The organism is Stutzerimonas tianxiuensis (genome assembly GCF_053470365.1).
The window spans coordinates 423651-443003 of sequence record NZ_JBPVWS010000001.1 but is presented as its reverse complement, the minus strand read 5'-3'; the positions used below and the strand labels follow the sequence as shown (position 1 = coordinate 443003).

General features: G+C 60.3%; 13 protein-coding genes. 3 read left to right on the top strand and 10 right to left on the bottom strand.

From position 1 onward, the window contains the following. Nucleotides 1-80: 80 nt before the first annotated feature. From ACSSNI_RS01830 to glnE, 9 genes are all read right to left on the bottom strand, one after another. Complete coding sequence (locus tag ACSSNI_RS01830; protein WP_200639887.1) at nt 81-1520, bottom strand: lipopolysaccharide kinase InaA family protein; 1440 nt, start codon at nt 1518-1520, stop codon at nt 81-83. Further along, complete coding sequence (locus tag ACSSNI_RS01825) at nt 1517-2269, bottom strand: lipopolysaccharide kinase InaA family protein (protein ID WP_200639888.1); 753 nt, start codon at nt 2267-2269, stop codon at nt 1517-1519. The genes ACSSNI_RS01830 and ACSSNI_RS01825 overlap by 4 nt, the downstream gene beginning before the upstream one ends. Continuing rightward, nucleotides 2266-3003, bottom strand: coding sequence for a lipopolysaccharide kinase InaA family protein (locus ACSSNI_RS01820; protein ID WP_159966998.1), 738 nt, complete (start codon nt 3001-3003; stop codon nt 2266-2268). Before ACSSNI_RS01820 ends, ACSSNI_RS01825 begins: the two co-directional genes overlap by 4 nt. Then, on the bottom strand, nt 3000-3815 hold the full coding sequence (rfaP, locus tag ACSSNI_RS01815) for a lipopolysaccharide core heptose(I) kinase RfaP (protein ID WP_448258929.1): 816 nt from the start codon (nt 3813-3815) through the stop codon (nt 3000-3002). The genes ACSSNI_RS01820 and rfaP overlap by 4 nt, the downstream gene beginning before the upstream one ends. Continuing rightward, a complete protein-coding gene (locus tag ACSSNI_RS01810) occupies nt 3812-4933 on the bottom strand; it encodes a glycosyltransferase family 4 protein (RefSeq protein WP_200639890.1) in 1122 nt (373 codons plus the stop codon). Before ACSSNI_RS01810 ends, rfaP begins: the two co-directional genes overlap by 4 nt. Next, entirely contained in the window at nt 4933-5934 is a 1002-nt protein-coding gene (gene waaC, locus ACSSNI_RS01805; protein ID WP_200639891.1) for a lipopolysaccharide heptosyltransferase I, read from the bottom strand. Before waaC ends, ACSSNI_RS01810 begins: the two co-directional genes overlap by 1 nt. Further along, nucleotides 5935-6969 carry a lipopolysaccharide heptosyltransferase II gene (waaF, locus tag ACSSNI_RS01800; protein ID WP_200639892.1) on the bottom strand — a complete coding sequence of 345 codons (1035 nt, stop codon included), beginning with the start codon at nt 6967-6969 and terminating at the stop codon, nt 5935-5937. A 79-nt stretch (nt 6970-7048) separates the two neighbouring features. After that, nucleotides 7049-7972, bottom strand: coding sequence for a branched-chain-amino-acid transaminase (gene ilvE / locus ACSSNI_RS01795; RefSeq protein ID WP_200639893.1), 924 nt, complete (start codon nt 7970-7972; stop codon nt 7049-7051). Nucleotides 7973-8015: 43 nt separating this feature from the next. After that, nucleotides 8016-10961 (bottom strand): bifunctional [glutamate--ammonia ligase]-adenylyl-L-tyrosine phosphorylase/[glutamate--ammonia-ligase] adenylyltransferase, encoded by a 2946-nt coding sequence (gene glnE / locus ACSSNI_RS01790; protein WP_200639894.1) that lies wholly within the window; start codon nt 10959-10961, stop codon nt 8016-8018. 276 nt (nt 10962-11237) lie between these two features. Here glnE and aceE point away from each other — a divergent pair, with 276 nt between their 5' ends. Next, entirely contained in the window at nt 11238-13883 is a 2646-nt protein-coding gene (gene aceE / locus ACSSNI_RS01785) for a pyruvate dehydrogenase (acetyl-transferring), homodimeric type (protein WP_159966991.1), read from the top strand. A gap of 24 nt (nt 13884-13907) precedes the next feature. Then, nucleotides 13908-15917, top strand: a complete 2010-nt coding sequence (aceF, locus tag ACSSNI_RS01780) for a dihydrolipoyllysine-residue acetyltransferase (protein WP_200639895.1) — start codon at nt 13908-13910, stop codon at nt 15915-15917. A gap of 66 nt (nt 15918-15983) precedes the next feature. On the opposite strand, the gene ACSSNI_RS01775 is transcribed toward aceF, so the two are convergent. Beyond that, entirely contained in the window at nt 15984-16511 is a 528-nt protein-coding gene (locus ACSSNI_RS01775) for a hypothetical protein (protein ID WP_200639896.1), read from the bottom strand. Nucleotides 16512-16620: 109 nt separating this feature from the next. On the opposite strand from ACSSNI_RS01775, the gene ACSSNI_RS01770 reads away from it, so the two are divergent. Then, on the top strand, nt 16621-19296 hold the full coding sequence (locus ACSSNI_RS01770; RefSeq protein WP_102837539.1) for a putative bifunctional diguanylate cyclase/phosphodiesterase: 2676 nt from the start codon (nt 16621-16623) through the stop codon (nt 19294-19296). Nucleotides 19297-19353 lie beyond the last annotated feature (57 nt).

The following is a 19353-nucleotide window of genomic DNA, read 5'->3' as shown; positions in this document are numbered from 1 at the left end:
GAAAGCAGCCTGGAGCTCAAAGCCGGAGGCTCGAAGCAATAGCGCGTTGTAGTACTAGCCCGTGGGCGTTTCTTCCAGCTTCAAGCGTCCTGCTCCAAGCTGCCTTTCGGTAAACGATGGTCCAGCAAACGGTACAAAGCGCTGTCGACGGGCCAGTTGCGCAGTAAGCGCTCACGGTCCTTGGCAAAAGCTTGACGGAATCGAGCATGGCTATGGTGCTGCTGCAGCGCATCCAAGTCGATCAGCGCCCAGCTGCCGTCCTGCCATAGAACGTTGGTACCTTTCAGATCGCCATGGCTGATGCGCTCACGAATCAGCGCTGCGAGTAACTGTTCAAGCGCCAGCAGTTCATGCTCCGGCGGAGCACCATCCACGTAGGGGGCGAAGCGCGCGATTATATCCTGCCCGCCTATATAGTCGGTAATCAGATAGCTGCGTGCGCGAAGACCGAGACGACGCATCTCGATCATGGCTAGCGGCTGCGGCGTGGCGATACCCAGCACCTCGAGGCGATGCGCCTCTACCCAGCTGTGCCACGCCCGAGATGGCCGCCAGAAGCGCTTGAGCCAGTGCATGACGCCCTTGATGTTGTAGCGTTTGACCACCAAGGGTCGGTCTTGGGTATCAACAAGCGCAACCGTGGCACTGCCGCCCCGCTTGAGCGCTACGCCTGCGGCAATGAAGCCATCCGGGTCTGCTAACACGCCGCGCAGTTCGGCTTCGTACTCGCGGCGTACAGCAACTACCCCGCCATGATCGCGGTGCACGCTGAACGCCGTGCAATCGCGTCCGACCTTCTTGAGGTAGCTGGCGAGGCGCTGCTGGCGGGCCACACGAGTCTTGTCCACAAGCGCCTCGAGCGGAAGGGCATGTGCACTGTTGACCAACAAGTAGTTCACCAATAGTTCTTCAATGAAGAACTCAAGAGCTGTGGGAAGCTGGGCGAAGAAGACAGCCAGGTTTGCCAGCACGCGATCCCTCGATAACGGCTGGCCAGGGGTCTCGGCACGAATGCCACCACCATCGATAAGGTAGAGCCGCTGCTCGTGGCGCATCAGGTTGTCCAGATGCAAATCGCTCTGCCAGAGACCCTTGGCATGTAGCGTTGCAATTTCGGCCAGCGCACTGCCAAGCACATCTCGCTGGGCTTCGCTCAATGGCAGCTGACGAGCCACAGCGAGCCAGGCCTCGTGCAGGCTCTTTGCATCTTCGAGATATTCGAACAGCAGCCATCCACCGCCGCTATCCTCAAATCCCTTGTCCAGCAAGCTTGGCGTTGTGAGACGGTGCGCGGCGAGCAGCTGCGCACCGGCGAGTTCACGATCGAAATGACGCCGGGCGCGATCACCCACCATGAGTTTGGCAAGTACCTGGACACCTCGCCACTGAGCGCGAGCCACATAGCGCTGCCCCGGCAGTACACGCAGCCACTGCATGATATGCAGCTCGTCGGCTCCCAGCGCGATGATCATCGGAAGAGACGGGGTACGACCAGCCGAGCGCAGCTGTGCGAGCCTCATGCCTTGGCTGCCTTGTAGTGGTGGCGCGCACGGATAGATTTCAGCCAGTCTTCAATCGCTCGGCTGTCAGCGTTTTCATCCAGGTAAGAGGCCAAGAGGCATCGCAACTCCTCTTCGCGCCACAACTCCGCACGACGGACCAATGCCTCTAGATCACGTATGCGGTCTCTTCGCCCCAGCAGCAAGCGAGTCTTTTCCAGATCGATCAGACATGCTTCGTAAGCGCCGAGATGTTCACGTAAGAAAATATGCTTGGGATAAAAACAACCATGCACCTCCCCTGCGCCATGTAGCTGACGAGCCAGCCTCCCGCAGGAAGCGAGTACCGCGTTGCGGCTCACAATCCCTATACCAGACCACCGATCAAGCAGACTACTCAGGTCCTGCCAACCATCCAGCGCACGAGTCAGCAGTACGGCGCTAACCTCACCTTGAGCGCGGCGCTGGGCGAAGAATGCAACGTCCAGAGTGGGGAGTTGCTTGTGCTGATAGCGACAAATGTTGCGAAACTCAGCGGCGAACGTCGGCTCTCCGAAAGGATGGCGCCAGCTGCGCGACAGATAATTACTTTGCCGCTTGAGGTAATAACCAGCGCCACCGATGTCCAGTCGGTACACACTGCTCCAACCGCCTTCGACCGCATTCGGCGCATCGACGGCGTTCAGCTCCAAACGCCACAACGCGTCGAAACTATCAAGGCCTGCGCTGCGCAGTGACCGGGCGTGCGCTGGCGAAATGAAATCTCTCATTCTCGTCCTTTGAAATAGACCAATATCTGCCTGATCAGCGCCCTGTCGTCGGCACCAAGCCGCCCTCGCCGACGATAGAGTAGGAAGAACCGCAGTCGCTGGGTTCGAGACAAGGTGCATCTGGCCACCTTATCCAGGCAGGCCAGGTCCTTGACGATACGATGCCGCAGAATCGGCCCCCACCAAAAGTCACCAGACGGACAATCAATCAGGAACAGCTTGCCCGCCTCATTGACCAACAGGTTGCGCCACTTCAGATCGTTGTGAGCGAAGCGATGGTCGTGCAGCGTCCGCGTCGCGCTTGCCAACTGTTCACTAAGCTGGCGCACCCACAAAGGATCCGCCAAGCGCGCATCGCCATCCTTAGCCATGGCCGCCATATCGACAGTGCCGGGCACCTCCAGCGTGATCAACGCCCCTCGCTGAAAGAATCCCGCACGGCGCTGCTGCCCCCAGGCAACCAGTGGCGCAACAGCCACACCCCAATCGTGGAAATGCTGCAAGTTCTGCCACTCAGCTTCGACCCGCGGACGCCCGATGAAACGCCGCAAACCTTTACCCGCAGCCCAATAGCGTTTTATGTAATAACGCTGACCGGCAACGCTGACACGAAGTACCTCGGACAATGGATCACGCGTTATTGGCTCGCCGCTCAATGCGAACACTGTCTCAAGACTGCCAAAGGCACGCACCGCGTCGGCGTTTACTCCATCAGCGACTTGCCAACGAATCACCCCTGCGCACCTGTCGCGTATTTGCGTTGGAATCGGCTCTGCAGCTTTTCGGACTTGCGTTGCAGCCAGGAGAGTAACGAAGCCTCCTCACGCAAGACCTCGCGTAATGGCCGCTGAAAATAGACCTGCAGAAAACGCAACTTGTCGCGCTGCGTCAGGCCGATGCCCAACGCTGAAAAGTACAACCCTGCCAGGTCCTTGTCGCGCCAGCGCCGGGGGGTATTGCTGCGGGTCTGGGCACGATGCAGGTCGATCAAGGAAAGACGGAAGCCATCGGCCGTTACCGGCCTATCGGTGTGCAATAGGAAATGGCAGATGTAACAGTCTCGATGGTTTACACCGGCGTTATGCATAGTGCCGGTCATGCGCGCCACCTCAACGATCAGTGCTCGTTTTAAGCGCGGATCGGGCGGGTTGCTTAACCAGTCGGCGCTGTAATCTTCGAGGCTGACTGTCGGCGCCAACTCCTCGGTGATGATGAACGAATGTTGTGTGGCGGGATTGCTGCCGCGCTCGCCGTAGGCTACTGCCGTCATGGTCGGTACACCCACATCATGCAGGCGCTGGATGGCTCGCCACTCCTGCCCCGCTCCGAGCACTGGCAGCTTGGCGGTGCTGAGGTTCTTGACGATCTCGCCCCAGCCGATGCCGCGGTGGATCTTGACGAAGTAACCGCGTCCGTCGACCTCTGTGCGCAGCGTGCGCCGGCCTTCAAGCTCTCGGTAGACCTGCCCTTGCAACTGCTCCACGGCCTCGAACGGATCGCGACAGGCCCATAGGGTTTTGAAGGGTTCAGCGACGATCAGCTTCATGAGCGCTCCGCAAGGATCACGTCGGCAGCCCGCTCGGGCATGCTGTAAAGATCGGCGCGCTCGGCAAACGCGAGGGCATTCTGCGACCAAAGAATTCGCTGCTCATTGCTCGCCAACATTTCGGCTAGCAGACGATCAAGGGTGTCTTGGACGAACGGCGCGGGCACTACACGGCCGCAGTCGGCATCGGCCATGTAGTGTGCATAGCCGCACACATCAGTGACCAAGACCGGAAGCCCGGCGACCAGCGCTTCTAGCAACACAGTACCGGTATTTTCATTGTACGCAGGATGGATCAGCAGGTCCGCTCCGAGCAGAAAGCGGGGGATGTCGCTGCGGCCTTTGAGAAACTCGACCTGAGTGGCTACACCCAGCTTCTTGGCCTGCATTAAAAACGGTTGGGGATCGTCCTGACCTACAACGAACAGGCGTGTCCGCTTCTTCAGTTCGCGAGGCAGCGAAGCGACGGCTCTAAGGCTGCGGTCAAGTCCCTTGGTTTTGAACCCGGAACCGATCTGCACCAACAAGAGGTCATCGTCCTCTAGCTTGAACTCACGACGGAAATCGGCCCGAATCTCTGCGGCATTGGACGGGGCCCGTCGATCCTGGGCGATGCCCGGCGGCAGTAGATGAAAACGGCCGGCAGGCGTCGCGTAGTGTTTGACGAACAGCGGCTGCTGCACCTCTGAAATCATCAGGATTTCGGTATTGGACCGAGGCTCGAATACTGCTCGCTCGTATTCCGCGAAATGCTTGTAGCGGCCCCAGCGGCGGTAGATCGGATTGCGCAGTGTTTGAGCTTTATCTTCGAAACAGGGATCTGCGGCGTAATAAACGTCAAGCCCCGGCATCTTGTTGAAGCCGACCACTCGATCTACTGGTCGCTTGGCCAGGTCGGTTTCAACCCAGGCAGTGAAGCGCTCGTTGCGGGTGTGATTGAAGATCGCCTTGACCGGCGCTATCAAGACTTCGAAACCCGCAGGCACTTCGCCCTCCCAAATCATCGCGTAAACCCGGATTGCATGGCCGCGGCGCTGGCACTCCAGCGCGATACGCATGAAGTCGCGCTGGAGCCCGCCGAACGGAAAGTACTTGTAGAGGATAAAGGCCAGTTGCATCAGGGCGTCTCCGATGACCGCAACAGGGCCTTGAGTTCACTTGCGACGCGCTCAGAAGGCAGCTCGTCAAAACAGGGTTTGTGGCGGTCACCTTTGCCGGCGTTCGGTCCAGGCGCGCACAGGTGTACTTGGGAACGGCCATATGCACCGACGCGGCCCGGCAACGTGGGGCCGTAGAGCGAAATACTCGGAACATCCAAGGCGGCGGCGAGATGACCAAGCCCCGTATCAACCGCTACACAAGCACGCGCGCCGGCGACCACTTTGGCAACACCACCCAGATTGAGCCTGGGCAATACCGAAGCACCTGGCAGATCTTTAGCGATTCGTTCGGCTCGGGCCTTTTCCTCCGCGTTACCCCAGGGCAAGCGGATCGCCCAGCCGAACTCACTCATGCGCTCGGCCAGTTCGCGCCAGTAACGCTCCGGCCAATGCTTGCTTGCCCAGGTGGTGCCGTGCAGGAAGAGTAAATAAGGCTGCTCGCCGGGCGTAGCCAGCTGGCTGCGATCCAAGCCGTACTCAGCGACTGTCGCGGGAGCCGGATAACCGAGCGCCTGGGCAAATAACTGTCGTACCCGCTCGAGAGCATGCTGTTCCCGCGGCACGCTGAAGCATCGGTCATAAAACCGCGCCGCCAGCGGTTCGCGAATCGAGGCACGATCGAAACCGGCGACAGGCGCCGTGACGTAACGGGTTAACCAAGCGCTTTTCAGCAGTCCCTGCGCATCGATGACCAGGTCGTAACGGGTCTCGCGCAGACGCGCCTTGAAGCGCCTCCACTCACCTGAGCGAAGGGTTTGCAGAGGATGTTTGCGCCAGCGACGAATCGCCACGGGGATCACCTGCGCCACCGCAGGGTGCCAGGCAGGGATCTCAGCGAAACCCTCCTCCACCACCCAGTCGAACTGGATACCTGGAATGGCGCGCTGGGCGTCGGTCAACGCCGGAAGCGTATGGACCACGTCACCCAGCGAAGAGGTCTTGACCAGCAAAACCCTCACTCAGCGCACCTCGACCGGCTGGGGAACCAGGCGCCCCAGCGCCTCGATGACCGGGCGCGGTTTCAGTTCGCGCATGCAGTTGTTATGACCGAAACGGCAGGTGCGCTCGAAACATGGACTGCAATCGAGCCCCAGACGTACAACCTCAACCTGCTCGGACAAAGGTGGCGTGAAGGCCGGCGATGTCGAGCCATAGACGGAAACCAGCGGCCGCCCGAGCGCGGCTGCTACGTGCATCAGCCCCGAGTCGTTGGACACCACCGCCTCGGCGCATGAGAGCAAATCGATGGCTTCAGCCAGACTGGTGTCGCCCGCCAGGTTCAGGGCCTCTTCACGCAGTCCGGGAATCAACTGCTGCAGGATCTCTTCACCGACAGCATGGTCGTTCTTCGAGCCAAACAGCCAAACCTGCCAGCCTTCACGGATCTTCACCTCGGCGACCTTGGCAAAATGCTCGGCCGGCCAACGCTTGGACTCACCAAACTCGGCACCGGGACAAAGCGCCAGCACCGGGCGATCCAGTGAAAGCCCGAAACGCGCCAACGCTGCGTCGCGGGTCTCTTCGACGATACGCAGAGAGGGCTTCGGGTAGGGTTGGGACAACTCGGCGCCAGGCTCGAAGGCCAGCGCCATGAAGCGCTCGATCATCAGCGGATAGCGTTGTTTATCCAGCTTGCGCATGTCATTGAGCAGGCCGAATCGCATCTCACCACGCCAGCCGGTGCGCTTGGGAATGCCGGCAAAAAACGGCACCAGCGCAGACTTCAGCGAGTTGGGCAGCAGGATTGCCTGCTGATACTGCCCACGCAGGCTCGCCGCGATAGTGCGCCTAGTCGCCATGTCGAGCACACCGTGACCCACCGGAAAACTCAACGCCTGCCGGACCTCGGGCATGCGCTCAAGGATCGGCCGGCTCCACTCCGGCGCGAGCACGTCGATCTGGCAGTCAGGGTGGCGTTGTTTCAGACAGACGAACAACGTCTGCGCCATCACCATGTCGCCGACCCAACTAGGACCCACAATCAGAATATTCATAAAGGCAGCTTCACGCTTCGGGCCTCAGGCTGCAAGCGCGGGCCGCTCAAGCAGCTCGCGCTTACGGCGGACACGGCGCTTACTTGACCAGCGTCCGCCATTCAGCGTGCGCATCGGTCTTGCCGGAAACCAGATCGAAATAGGCTTTCTGGATGCGCTCGGTTACCGGGCCGCGACGGCCAGCACCAATATTGCGACCATCCACTTCGCGGATCGGAGTGACTTCTGCCGCAGTACCGGTGAAGAAGGCTTCGTCGGCGATATAAACCTCATCGCGGGTGATGCGCTTCTCGACCACTTTGATACCCAGCTCGTCGGCCAGGGTCAGCACGGTGCCACGGGTGATGCCATTGAGGCACGCCGTAACTTCAGGGGTGTAGATCACGCCGCCTTTGATGATGAAGATGTTCTCACCTGACCCCTCAGCCACATAGCCTTCCGGATCCAGCATCAATGCCTCGTCAGCACCGCCGGAGATGGCTTCCTGCAGTGCCAGCATGGAGTTGATGTAAGCGCCGTTGGATTTGGCGCGGGTCATGCTGATGTTGACGTGATGACGCGTGAAGGAACTGGTGCGGACCTTGATGCCGACTTCCAGCGCTTCGTCGCCCATGTAGGCGCCCCAGTGCCAGGCGGCGACGATCACATGTACTTTCAGGCCGCTGGCGCGCAGCCCCATACCTTCTGACCCGTAGAAAACCATCGGACGGATATAGGCGCTTTCAAGATTGTTTTCACGTACAGCGGCGCGGGTCGCCTCGTTAATTTCCTCTTTCGAGTACGGCATCTTCATATTCATGATGTGCGCCGAATCGAACAGACGATCCGTGTGGGCCTGCAAGCGGAAGATCGCGGTGCCGGCCGGTGTGTTGTAGGCACGCACGCCTTCGAACACGCCCATGCCGTAATGCAGGGTGTGGGTCAGCACATGGGTGGTCGCATCGCGCCACTGCACCATCTCACCGTCATACCAGATCACGCCATCACGATCGGCCATCGACATTGTTGCCACCTCAAGATTCGATAAATGCTGTTTGCAGACGAGTTCAGCTGAGCCCCAGCTCACGCCAGATGCGCATCACCGCGCGACGCTCGTCTTGAAATTGGTCCCCGCTCACAACGCCAGGCAGTTTCTGCAGTGATTGCCGGTGGGCCGCGGCGCGGTATGCCTTGTAGGCATCCTGCAGCAGCCGAACCTCATCGCCGGTCATCAACCCGGCCTGCTCCAACCCATCGAGGATGCGGATATTGTCGGTATAGCGCAGCAGTTGCGGATGCTGGTGCGACCACGCCAAAGCCGCGTATTGCACCATAAATTCGATATCCACGATACCACCGGCGTCCTGCTTGAGATTGAACTCGCTATCAGCCAGGAAGGCTTTTTCAGCGGTGCCGGCACCGGTTGCACGGGTGCCAAGGTTGTCGCGCATCTTGGCGCGCATCTCGCTGACCTCACCACGCAACTGCTCAAGATCTCGCGAGCGCCCCAGCACCGAAGCCCGAACCTTCTCGAAATCTGCTGCCAGCTGAAGGCAGCCCACCAAGACTCGAGCGCGCACCAGCGCCTGATGCTCCCAGGTCCAGGCCTCCTCACTCTGGTAGCGATTGAAGGCGCCCAGCGAGCTGACTAGCAAGCCGGAGACGCCTGACGGACGAAGGCGCATATCGACCTCGTAGAGCTGCCCCGAGGTCGTCTGGGTAGTCAGCAGGTGAATGATGCGCTGCCCGAGGCGGGTATAGAACTGCGCGCCATCGATGGGTTTGGCACCGTCGGTCTCGGCGTTCGGGTCACCGTCATGGATGAATACCAGATCCAGGTCGGAGCCGTGCCCGAGTTCAATGCCACCAACCTTGCCATAGCCCACGATGATAAAGGCCGGATCGCACAGCGAACCGTCTGCACGCTGCGGCTGGCCGTGCCGTGCGACGGTGTGGCGCCAGGCCAGTGCCAGCACCTCTTCGAGAATGGCCTCCGCGAGCCAGGTCAGGTAATCGCTGACTTTCATCAGCGGCAGCGTGCCGGCAATCTCGGATGCCGCGACACGTAAACGGTGCGCCAGCTTGAAGTGGCGCAATGCTTCCATTTGCTGTTCGAGATCGTCTTCTGGAATGCGTGCTAGCCGCTCGCGCAACTCGGCAGCGAGCTCCGGCGCCTGTGGCGGACTGAACAGCCGGCCGGCATTGAGCAGCTCGTCGAGCAATAGCGGGAAGCGGGTGATCTGCTCGGCGATCCAAGGGCTTCCGGCACAAAGCTCAAGCAGCCGCTGCAACGCGCCTGGGTTTTCAGTCAGCAGTACGAGATAAGCCGAACGCCGAGCCACCGCCTCGACCAGAGGAAGCACGCGCTCCAGCACCAGATCCGGATCGTCCTGTTCAACCGCCTGAGCCAGAAGCCGCGGGATGAAGGCATCGAGACGCTCGCGCCCCAACCGCTGCATGGTGCGCACCTGATTGCCGCTGCGCAAGGCAGCGAGTCGCTGGCAAGCGGTCTGACCATCACGAAAACCCGCATCGCTCAACTGACGACAGGCGAATTCCTCGTCCCAGTTCTGCTCCCACAACGGCAGCCATTCGCCGCCGACCAACGTCTCGCCTTCGGCGCTTTCGTCTTCATCGGGATCAGCAATGACCTGACGGAAATGCCAGTCAACCCGGCCACGCCAATAGAGAAGCTGCTGGTGAAAGGCCTCCCAGCCAGCGAAGCCCATGATCAAAGCGACGCGATCACAGTCGGTCTGATTCTCCGGCAGCATCTGCGTCTGGCGATCATCGATGGCCTGCAGCGCATGCTCGGTGTAGCGCAAAAACTCATAGCCTTCGCGCAACTCTTCCACGGCAGCAGCCGGCAGATAGCCCTGCCCGGCCAGGGTTGTCAGCACCTTGAGCAAGGGACGCTGCTGCAAGCTAAGGTCGCGCCCTCCATGGATAAGCTGGAAAGCCTGGGCGATGAACTCCACCTCGCGGATGCCACCGGAGCCCAGCTTGATGTTGGCGGCCATGCCTTTGCGCCGGACCTCTTGCTGGATCAGCTGTTTCATGGTGCGCAACGCATCGATTGCGGAAAAATCAAGATAGCGCCGATAGACGAAGGGCCTGAGCATTTCCAGCAGCTCTTTGCCCGCCGCTTCGCTGCCGCCGACTACGCGCGCCTTGATCATGGCGTAGCGTTCCCAGTCGCGCCCCTGATCCTGGTAGTACTGCTCCAGCGCATTGAAGCTCAACACCAGCGAGCCGGACGAGCCATAGGGCCGCAGTCGCATGTCCACGCGAAAAACGAAACCATCGACTGTCGGCGCGTCGAGCGCCTTGATCAGCCGCTGCCCGAGGCGAACGAAGAACTCCTGATTATCCAGAGAGCGCTTTGCCCCAACTGTCTCGCCACCTTCTGGATAGCCAAAGATCAGGTCGATATCCGAGGACAGATTCAGTTCACGTGCGCCCAGCTTGCCCATGCCAAGCACAACCATGTGCTGGGCATCGCCGCTGCGTCGACCAGTCGGAACGCCAAACTGCTCGCAGTGGCGCTCGTATAGCCACTGGTACGCCAGGTCGATACAGGCGTCAGCCATGTCGGACAGATCGCCGCAGGTTTCGGCAAGAGCAGCCTGGCGAGTCAGGTCACGCCAGATGATTCGCACCTGCTGGCGGTTGCGGAACCGCCGCAGCCGGCGAGCCAGGCTGTCCTCATCAGTGCAATCGCCAAGCAGCTCGGTGAGCGCCGCACGCATTTCACCATCCTTAAGCGATCGCTCCAGCAAGCCGCTTTCGGCCAGCTGCAGCAGCATCTCGGGATCTCGGCTAACCTGTTCGCTGACGAAGTCGCTGGCGGCGCAAACCCGACCGAAGGCCTCGCGGCGAGAGGCTGGCCATGCTGAAAACAGCTGCTCTGCCTGCTCCGATGTGTCGCGCAAGGCGTCGAGGAACGTCTCCTCAGCACGGGTGACCAAAGGTTGAAGCGACGTCGGCAGTGCAACCAGCGATGGCAAACTCATGAATGTTCCTTTGTACAAGAACGGCCAGAAGGATAGCGATAACGTCCGGAGTAGAGCCCCTGACGCCGGAGCCAGCCCGCCCGACCGACCCGTCACATTGTAGTTTTACTACGAAATACTCCAACAGGGGGCTGAATCGGCTGCGGTTTTGTAGTAAAACTACAGAGCCCGGCTCTACCCCCGGCACCACATCCAAGAACATATACGCACCGGCTCACAAAGCCGGCCGCGAAGCAGGCAACCGATTCTGGAAGCCTTTCCGCCCTGGAGCAAGCCATGCAAGATCTCGATCCCGTCGAAACCCAGGAATGGCTGGACGCCCTCGAGTCAGTTCTCGACCGCGAAGGTGAAGACCGCGCCCACTATCTCATGACCCGGATGGGGGAGCTGGCAACCCGTAGCGGCACCCCGCTGCCCTACGGCATCACTACGCCGTACCGCAACACCATCCCCGTCACCCGTGAAGCGAAGATGCCCGGCGACTTGTTCATGGAGCGTCGAATCCGCTCCCTGGTCCGCTGGAACGCGCTGGCGATGGTGATGCGTGCAAACATGAAGGACCCGGACCTGGGTGGACACATTTCCACCTTTGCCTCCAGCGCGACGCTCTATGACATCGGCTTCAACTACTTCTTCCAGGCTCCGACCGAAGAGCATGGCGGCGACCTGATCTATTACCAAGGTCACGCCTCCCCCGGCATCTATTCGCGCGCGTTCCTGGAAGGCCGCCTGAGCGAAGACCAGATGCTTAACTTCCGTCAGGAAGTGGATGGCAAGGGCCTGTCGAGCTACCCGCACCCGCACCTGATGCCGGACTTCTGGCAGTTCCCGACCGTGTCCATGGGCCTCGGGCCGATCACCGCGATCTACCAGGCGCGCTTCATGAAGTACCTGGAAAACCGCGGATTCATTCCGAAGGGCAAGCAGCGCGTCTGGTGCTTCATCGGCGACGGCGAGTGCGACGAGCCGGAAACCCTGGGTGCCATCTCCCTGGCCGGCCGTGAAAACCTCGACAACCTGGTATTCGTCATCAACTGCAACCTGCAGCGTCTCGACGGCCCGGTTCGCGGCAACAGCAAAATCATTCAGGAACTGGAAGGCGTGTTCAAAGGCGCCAACTGGAACGTCAACAAGGTCGTCTGGGGCCGCTTGTGGGACCCATTGTTTGCCGCCGACGAAGACGGCCGCATGCAGCGCCGCATGGACGAAGCAATCGACGGGGAGTACCAGAACTACAAGGCCAAAGATGGCGCCTACGTGCGCAAACATTTCTTTGGTGCCGACCCCGAGTTGCTCAAGCGTGTCGAGAGCATGTCGGATGAGGAAGTCTGGAAGCTCAACCGCGGCGGCCACGACCCCTACAAGGTCTATGCAGCCTACCACCAGGCGGTCAACCACAAGGGCCAGCCGACGGTCATCCTGGCCAAGACCATCAAGGGCTACGGCACGGGTGCCGGTGAGGCGAAAAACATCGCCCACAACACCAAGAAAGTCGATATCGACAGCCTGAAGAAATTCCGCGATCGCTTCGACATTCCGGTCAACGATTCGCAGCTCGAAGAACTGCCGTTCTATCGGCCAGCCGAAGACAGCGCCGAGATGCGCTACCTGCGCAAGTGCCGCGAAAAGCTCGGCGGCTCCCTGCCGCAGCGCCGGCCGAAGAGCTTCAGCATTCCGACGCCGCCATTGGAAACGCTCAAGGCCGTACTCGACGGCTCCGGCGATCGCGAGATTTCCACCACCATGGCCTTTGGCCGGATTTTGTCCCAGCTGGTCAAGGACAAGGACCTGGGCAAGCGCATCGTGCCGATCCTCGCTGACGAGGCGCGCACCTTTGGTATGGAAGGCATGTTCCGCCAGCTGGGTATCTATTCCCCAGTGGGGCAGCTGTACGAGCCGGTCGACCGCGACCAGGTGATGTACTACCGCGAAGAGAAGGACGGCCAGATTCTTCAGGAAGGCCTGAACGAAGCCGGTGCATTCTCCTCGTTCATCGCAGCCGGTACCGCTTACAGCAACTACAACCAGCCAATGCTGCCGGTCTACATCTTCTACTCGATGTTCGGCTTCCAGCGGATCGGCGACCTGGCCTGGGCGGCGGGCGATGCACAGACCCGTGGCTTCCTGCTGGGCGGCACCGCCGGCCGCACCACGCTAAACGGCGAAGGTCTCCAGCATGAGGACGGCCACAGCCACATCCTCGCCAGCACCATCCCCAACTGCCGCAGCTATGACCCCACCTACGGCTACGAGCTGGCGGTGATCATGCACCACGGCATGCACGAGATGATGGAGCTGCAGAAGAGCGTCTATTACTACATCACGGTGATGAACGAGAACTACCAGCAGCCGGCCATGCCGCAGGGTGTCGAGGAAGGCATTCTCAAAGGCATGTATCTGCTCGAAGAAGCCAAGGGCGACTTCAAGCACCGCGTGCAGCTGATGGGCTCAGGCACCATTCTGCGCGAGGTACGCGCCGCGGTGGACATCCTCGCCAAGATGGGCGTTGGTGCCGACGTCTGGAGCGTGACCAGCTTCAATGAGCTGCGCCGCGACGGCCTGGCCGTGGACCACTGGAACCGCTTGCACCCAACCGACGAACCCCGCAAGAGCTATGTCGAGCAGTGTCTGGAAGGCCGCGAAGGTCCGGTCATCGCCTCCACCGACTACATGAAGTTGTTCGCCGATCAAATTCGCCAGTGGGTTCCGTCGCGTGAATACCAGGTGCTGGGTACCGACGGCTTCGGCCGCAGCGACTCGCGCGCCAAGCTGCGTGACTTCTTCGAAGTCGACCGTCGCTGGGTCGCGGTCGCCGCCCTGCAGGCTCTCGCCGCTCGCGGCGCCATCGAGCGCACGGTCGTGGCCAACGCCATCACCGAGTTCGGTATCGACCCCGAGAAGCGCAATCCTCTGGATTGCTGATGCGTGCGCACAGGAGAACCTATTGTGAGTGAAACCATACGCGTACCCGACATCGGCAGCGGTGAGGGTGAAGTAATCGAGTTGTTCGTCAAGGTCGGCGACCGTATCGAAGCCGACCAGAGCATCCTGACGCTTGAATCCGACAAGGCCAGCATGGAAATTCCGGCGCCCAAGGCGGGCGTAGTGAAAGCCTTGAAGGTCAAGCTCGGCGACCGCCTGAAAGAAGGTGATGAGCTGCTGGAGCTTGAGAGCGAAGAAGAACAGACCAGCGAGGCGCCGGCGCAAGCCGCTGCCGAGACGGCCGGTGCCGGCAGTGGCGGTGCGACTGATGAAGCCGAAGCACCTACGCCAGCAGGCGACGACAACGCATCAGCTTCCGCTGAGGAAAGCGAATCGCAAGAGATCAAGGTTCCGGACATTGGCTCTTCCGGCAAGGCCAGCGTCATCGAAATCTCAGTGAAGGCCGGTGACACCATTGCCGCCGAGCAGCCGCTGATCACCCTGGAATCCGACAAGGCGAGCATGGAGATCCCCTCTCCCGCCGCCGGCGTGGTCGAAAGCATATCGGTCAAGGTGGGCGATGAAGTCGGCACTGGCGATCTGATCCTGATTCTCAAGGGTGAGGCGGCGAGCAAGCCAGCCGCGGCCAGCCCTGCCCCCGCAGGCCAGGCGCCAAGTGCACCCAAGGAAAAGCTTAGCGAGCAGGCGGCTGAAGAGCCCGCCGAAGCAGCTGGCGAATCCGTGGAGGAAGTACGGATTCCGGACATCGGCTCCAGCGGCAGCGCCAAGGTCATTGAAGTCATGATCAAGGCCGGCGACAACGTCGAGGCTGACCAGTCGCTGATCACCCTTGAATCGGACAAGGCCAGCATGGAGATTCCCGCGCCCAAGGCTGGCGTGGTGGAGTCCCTGTCGATCAAGGTCGGTGATGATGCCAAGACCGGCGACCTGATCCTGACCCTGAAGGTGGCTGGCACAGCACCGGCGAAGAAGGCCGAAGCCAAACCGCAGGAAGCAGCCCCGCAACAGCAGGCAGTCGCGCCGAACAAGCAAGGCGTGCCTGAATCCAAAGCGGCCGCTGCCCCTGCTCCGGCCGTGAGCGGCCCAAGCAAGGCCGGCACCAAGGTACATGCCGGCCCTGCGGTCCGCATGACTGCACGGGAGTTCGGTGTCGAATTGGCCGATGTTCCTGGCACCGGGCCGAAAGGACGGATCCTCAAGGAAGACGTGCAGGCCTACGTCAAGAATATGATGCACAAGGCCAAGCAAGCGCCGGCCGCGGGTGCTACCGGTGGCGCGGGCATTCCGCCGATACCGGAGGTCGATTTCAGCAAGTTTGGCGAAGTCGAAGAAGTGCCAATGACCCGGCTAATGCAGGTGGGCGCTGCCAATCTGCATCGAAGCTGGCTCAACGTCCCGCACGTGACCCAGTTCGAGTCATCCGACATCACCGAAATGGAAGCATTCCGCGTTTCGCAAAAGGCTGTCGCCGAGAAAGCAGGCGTCAAACTGACCGTGCTGCCGCTGCTGCTCAAGGCCTGTGCACACCTGCTTAAGGAACTGCCGGAGTTCAATGCCTCGCTAGCCCCTAGCGGCAAGGCTGTGATCCGCAAAAAGTACGTGCACATCGGTTTTGCCGTCGATACGCCGGACGGCCTGCTGGTGCCGGTAATCAAGAATGTCGATCAGAAGAGCCTGTTGCAACTGGCAGCCGAGGCAGCTGAGCTCGCCGAGAAGGCGCGCACCAAGAAGCTGTCGCCCGACGCCATGCAGGGCGCCTGCTTCACCATCTCCAGCCTTGGTCATATTGGCGGCACCGGCTTCACGCCAATCGTCAACGCGCCGGAAGTGGCGATCCTCGGTGTATCCAAGGCGACCATGCAGCCGGTGTGGGATGGCAAGGCCTTCCAGCCTCGCCTGATGTTGCCGCTGTCGCTGTCCTATGACCACCGCGTCATCAACGGCGCCGCGGCGGCGCGCTTTACCAAGCGCCTGTCCGAGCTGCTGGCGGACATCCGCACGATGCTGTTGTGATCCGATGAGTTACAAAAAACCCGCCTTCAGGCGGGTTTTTTGTCTGTGAGATAACGCTAAACGTCCTTAGCCCTTCTGCAGATTGCGGAACAGGAATGACAGCGCCTTCGCCAGCTCCTCGGCCCCCTTGGGGTCACGGAGGATGGTCAGCCATGGTTCGCCGCCCGCTGCGCCGACGAAAGTGCAGGCCACGCCTTGCGGCGGGCACTGGTACTGAATGTAGGGGTCCATGCCGAACACCGAGAACCCACGGTTACGTACAGCGACGTTGCCGGACGCATCGCGGCGCTCCTCACGAATACGCAACTCGCCAGGCGCTCCAGCGCTGAGCTGGTATTCGAGATCCTCTGGGTTGGCTTGCCCGACTTGATAGGCCGAACGCAATCCATAGGTTTTAAGCAGCGCATTGCTGTGCGCAAGCAGGGCTTTTCGTTCGTTCTGGGTGAGATAAAGCGTCTTGAGCGCGCCCAGATAGCGGGACGACTCATCCGAGCTCAAGGTATTTGGCTCGGCAGCCTTGAGCTGTCCGCTGGTGATCAGGAAAATCGAGATTAACAGTAACTTTGATAGCCGACTTGTCAGTCCCTGCTGCATGATGCACCCTTGCGGTAATTAATATTATTTAGCCATCGCCACGCCGTAGAAAGCGTCTAAGCTGCGGCTAACGAAGCGACTCCGCAGCATACTGGAAGCAAACCGCTCGATGAAAATACATACCGATGCCGCCAGCCGTTTGGCGACCGAGGTTGTGACGCAGTTGCCCGTGCCTTCGAGGCTGGGCATGCTGCGTTTCGAGCGTTTGAACGAATCCAGCTGGGCCCTGCTGTTTCTCGATCCCGCCTGCGAGCGTTACCTGGGCCAACCTGCGCAGGATCTCTGCTCTCTCATCGACTCGCCTTACGCCAGCCTCATGGAGCCGCAGGCTCGCCTTAAACTTCATGACGTCGTGCAGGCGCAGCTGGCAACCCTGGGCCACTACTCCATTCGTTATTGCCTGCACACCTGCGGTGGGCCGCTGGACATGCTGGAGATCGGCGAACTCTGCCAACAGTATGGTCGAGAATTGGTGCGTGGCTACCTGATTGTCGAACCCCATGCAGAGCGGGCCTCCCCAGCCTTGGAATCCGAGAACGCAAAGTTACGGTCGACCCTGGAGTTTTATCAGCAGGCCCAGGATGAGCACCTCGAACACCTGATTCGCTCCCGTGCTCAACAGAGCCTTATTGTGCGCCTGGCACGGCACCGTTACAGCGCAGCTGACCCACAACTAGAAGCAGCCCAGCTGATCACCCAGGCCGCCAGCGAAGCCTATGGGATTGCTCGGGCCTCGATATGGCATCTGAAGGGAGATCAGCTAGAGGCTATTGCAGCCTACTGCCGCGACAGCGGCAGTTTGGAATACCCATCATCACTGAACATATCGGCTTGCCCGCGTTACATGGACGCGCTGCACAGTGGACGAGTGATCGACGTGCAAAACGTTGCCGAAGACATCCGCACAGCGGAACTCACTCAGTCATTCTTCAAGCCACGAGGCATCACGTCGATCCTTGACGCAACGATCCGGGTGGGTGGGGAAGTTTTCGGCGTGCTCTGCCTGGAACACTCCGGCTGCGTCAGGGTCTGGCATGCCGATGAGGTAGCGTTCGCTGGCGAACTGGCCGATCAGTACGCTCAGGTACTGGCCAATCAGCAGCGCGTCAGTGCCACTCACACCCTGCACCTCTTCCAACGCGCCGTCGAACAGAGTGCAAGCGCGTTCATCCTGGTCGACCGTGACGGCATCGTCGAATACGTGAACCCGAGCTTCACCTCCATCACCCAGTTTTCAGCCGATGAAGTGCGTGGTCGCCGCCTGGCGGACCTGACTGCATTGGAAAACCTCAGCGAATTGCTGTTTGACACCTCATCGGCGTTGTCACAGAGCAACAGCTGGCAGGGCGAATTCCGAAGCCGCCGCAAAAATCTGGAGCCTTACTGGGGGCAGCTGTCGATTTCCAAGGTATTTGGCGAAAGCGGTGAGCTCACGCATTACATCGGCATTTACGAAGACATCACGCAGAGCAAGCTGGCGCAGCAGCACATCGAACGCCTGGCCTATACCGATAACCTGACCAGCCTCGGAAATCGTCCGTTTTTCATCCGCAGTATCGAGGAGCGTTTCGCCGCCAGCAAAGATCCTCAGCTGTGTCTGTTGCTGGTGGATATCGACAACTTCAAGCGCATCAATGACAGCCTCGGGCACCAGACCGGTGACAAACTGCTGGCCAGCCTGGCTCGCCGTTTGCGCAATAGCCTCAACCGCGACAGCGTGCTCGCGCGCTTTGCCAGCAACGAATTTGCCCTCCTACTCGACAACATGGACTTGGAAGAGGGCCAGCTGCTGGCGCATCAAGTGTTGCGCATACTCGACAAACCCCTGTTCGTCGACAAGCAGCTGATCAGCGTCAGCGCCTCCCTCGGCCTGGCCTGCTCGCCTCTGCATGGCCGTGATCCAGAGACGCTGATGAAACACGCCGGCCAAGCCCTGCACAAGGCCAAGGCCAACGGCAAGAATCAGGTACAGGTGTTTACCGAAGCCTTGCATGCCGAGGCCAACTACAAGTTGTTCGTCGAAAACAATCTACGCCGTGCGCTGGTGCAGAATGAGCTCGAGGTCTTCTATCAACCCAAGCTCTGCCTGCGCAGCGGTCGGCTGCAAGGACTGGAAGCGCTGCTGCGCTGGAACCATCCTGAAAAAGGCATGATCCGCCCAGATCAATTCATCGGCGTTGCCGAAGAAACAGGGCTGATCATCCCGATAGGCAAGTGGGTTGCACGTGAAGCGTGCAAGATGGGACTGCAGCTGGCAGCGTTGGGTATCGGCACACCACAGGTCGCGATCAACCTGTCACCCAAGCAGTTCTCAGACCCCGATCTAGTCGGCTCTATCGCCGCCATTCTCTCCGAAGAACAGCTGCCGCCCGACCGCCTGGAGCTGGAATTGACCGAAAGCCTGCTGCTCGAAGCGACCGAAGAGACCCGCCAGCAACTGTTAGGCCTCAAGGCCCTCGGGGTCACGCTGGCCATGGACGACTTTGGTACCGGCTATTCGTCGCTGAGCTACCTGAAGAAATTCCCCATCGACGTGATCAAGATCGACCGCAGCTTCATCAAGGACATCCCGGATAACCAGGACGATATCGAGATCACCTCAGCGGTCATTGCTATGGCTCGCAACCTTAATCTGAAGGTGGTTGCGGAAGGCATCGAGACGGTCGAGCAGCTGAACTTCCTGCGCCATCAGCGCTGCGATATCGGGCAGGGCTACCTGTTCGACAAACCCATCCCCGGCGACCAGCTACTGACCTCGCTACGCCGATACCCACACTGGCTCTGACGGTCTGCGCCTACCGTCCAGGCACGCGCGCGTTGGATTTGTCAGCTTGGTAGCCTA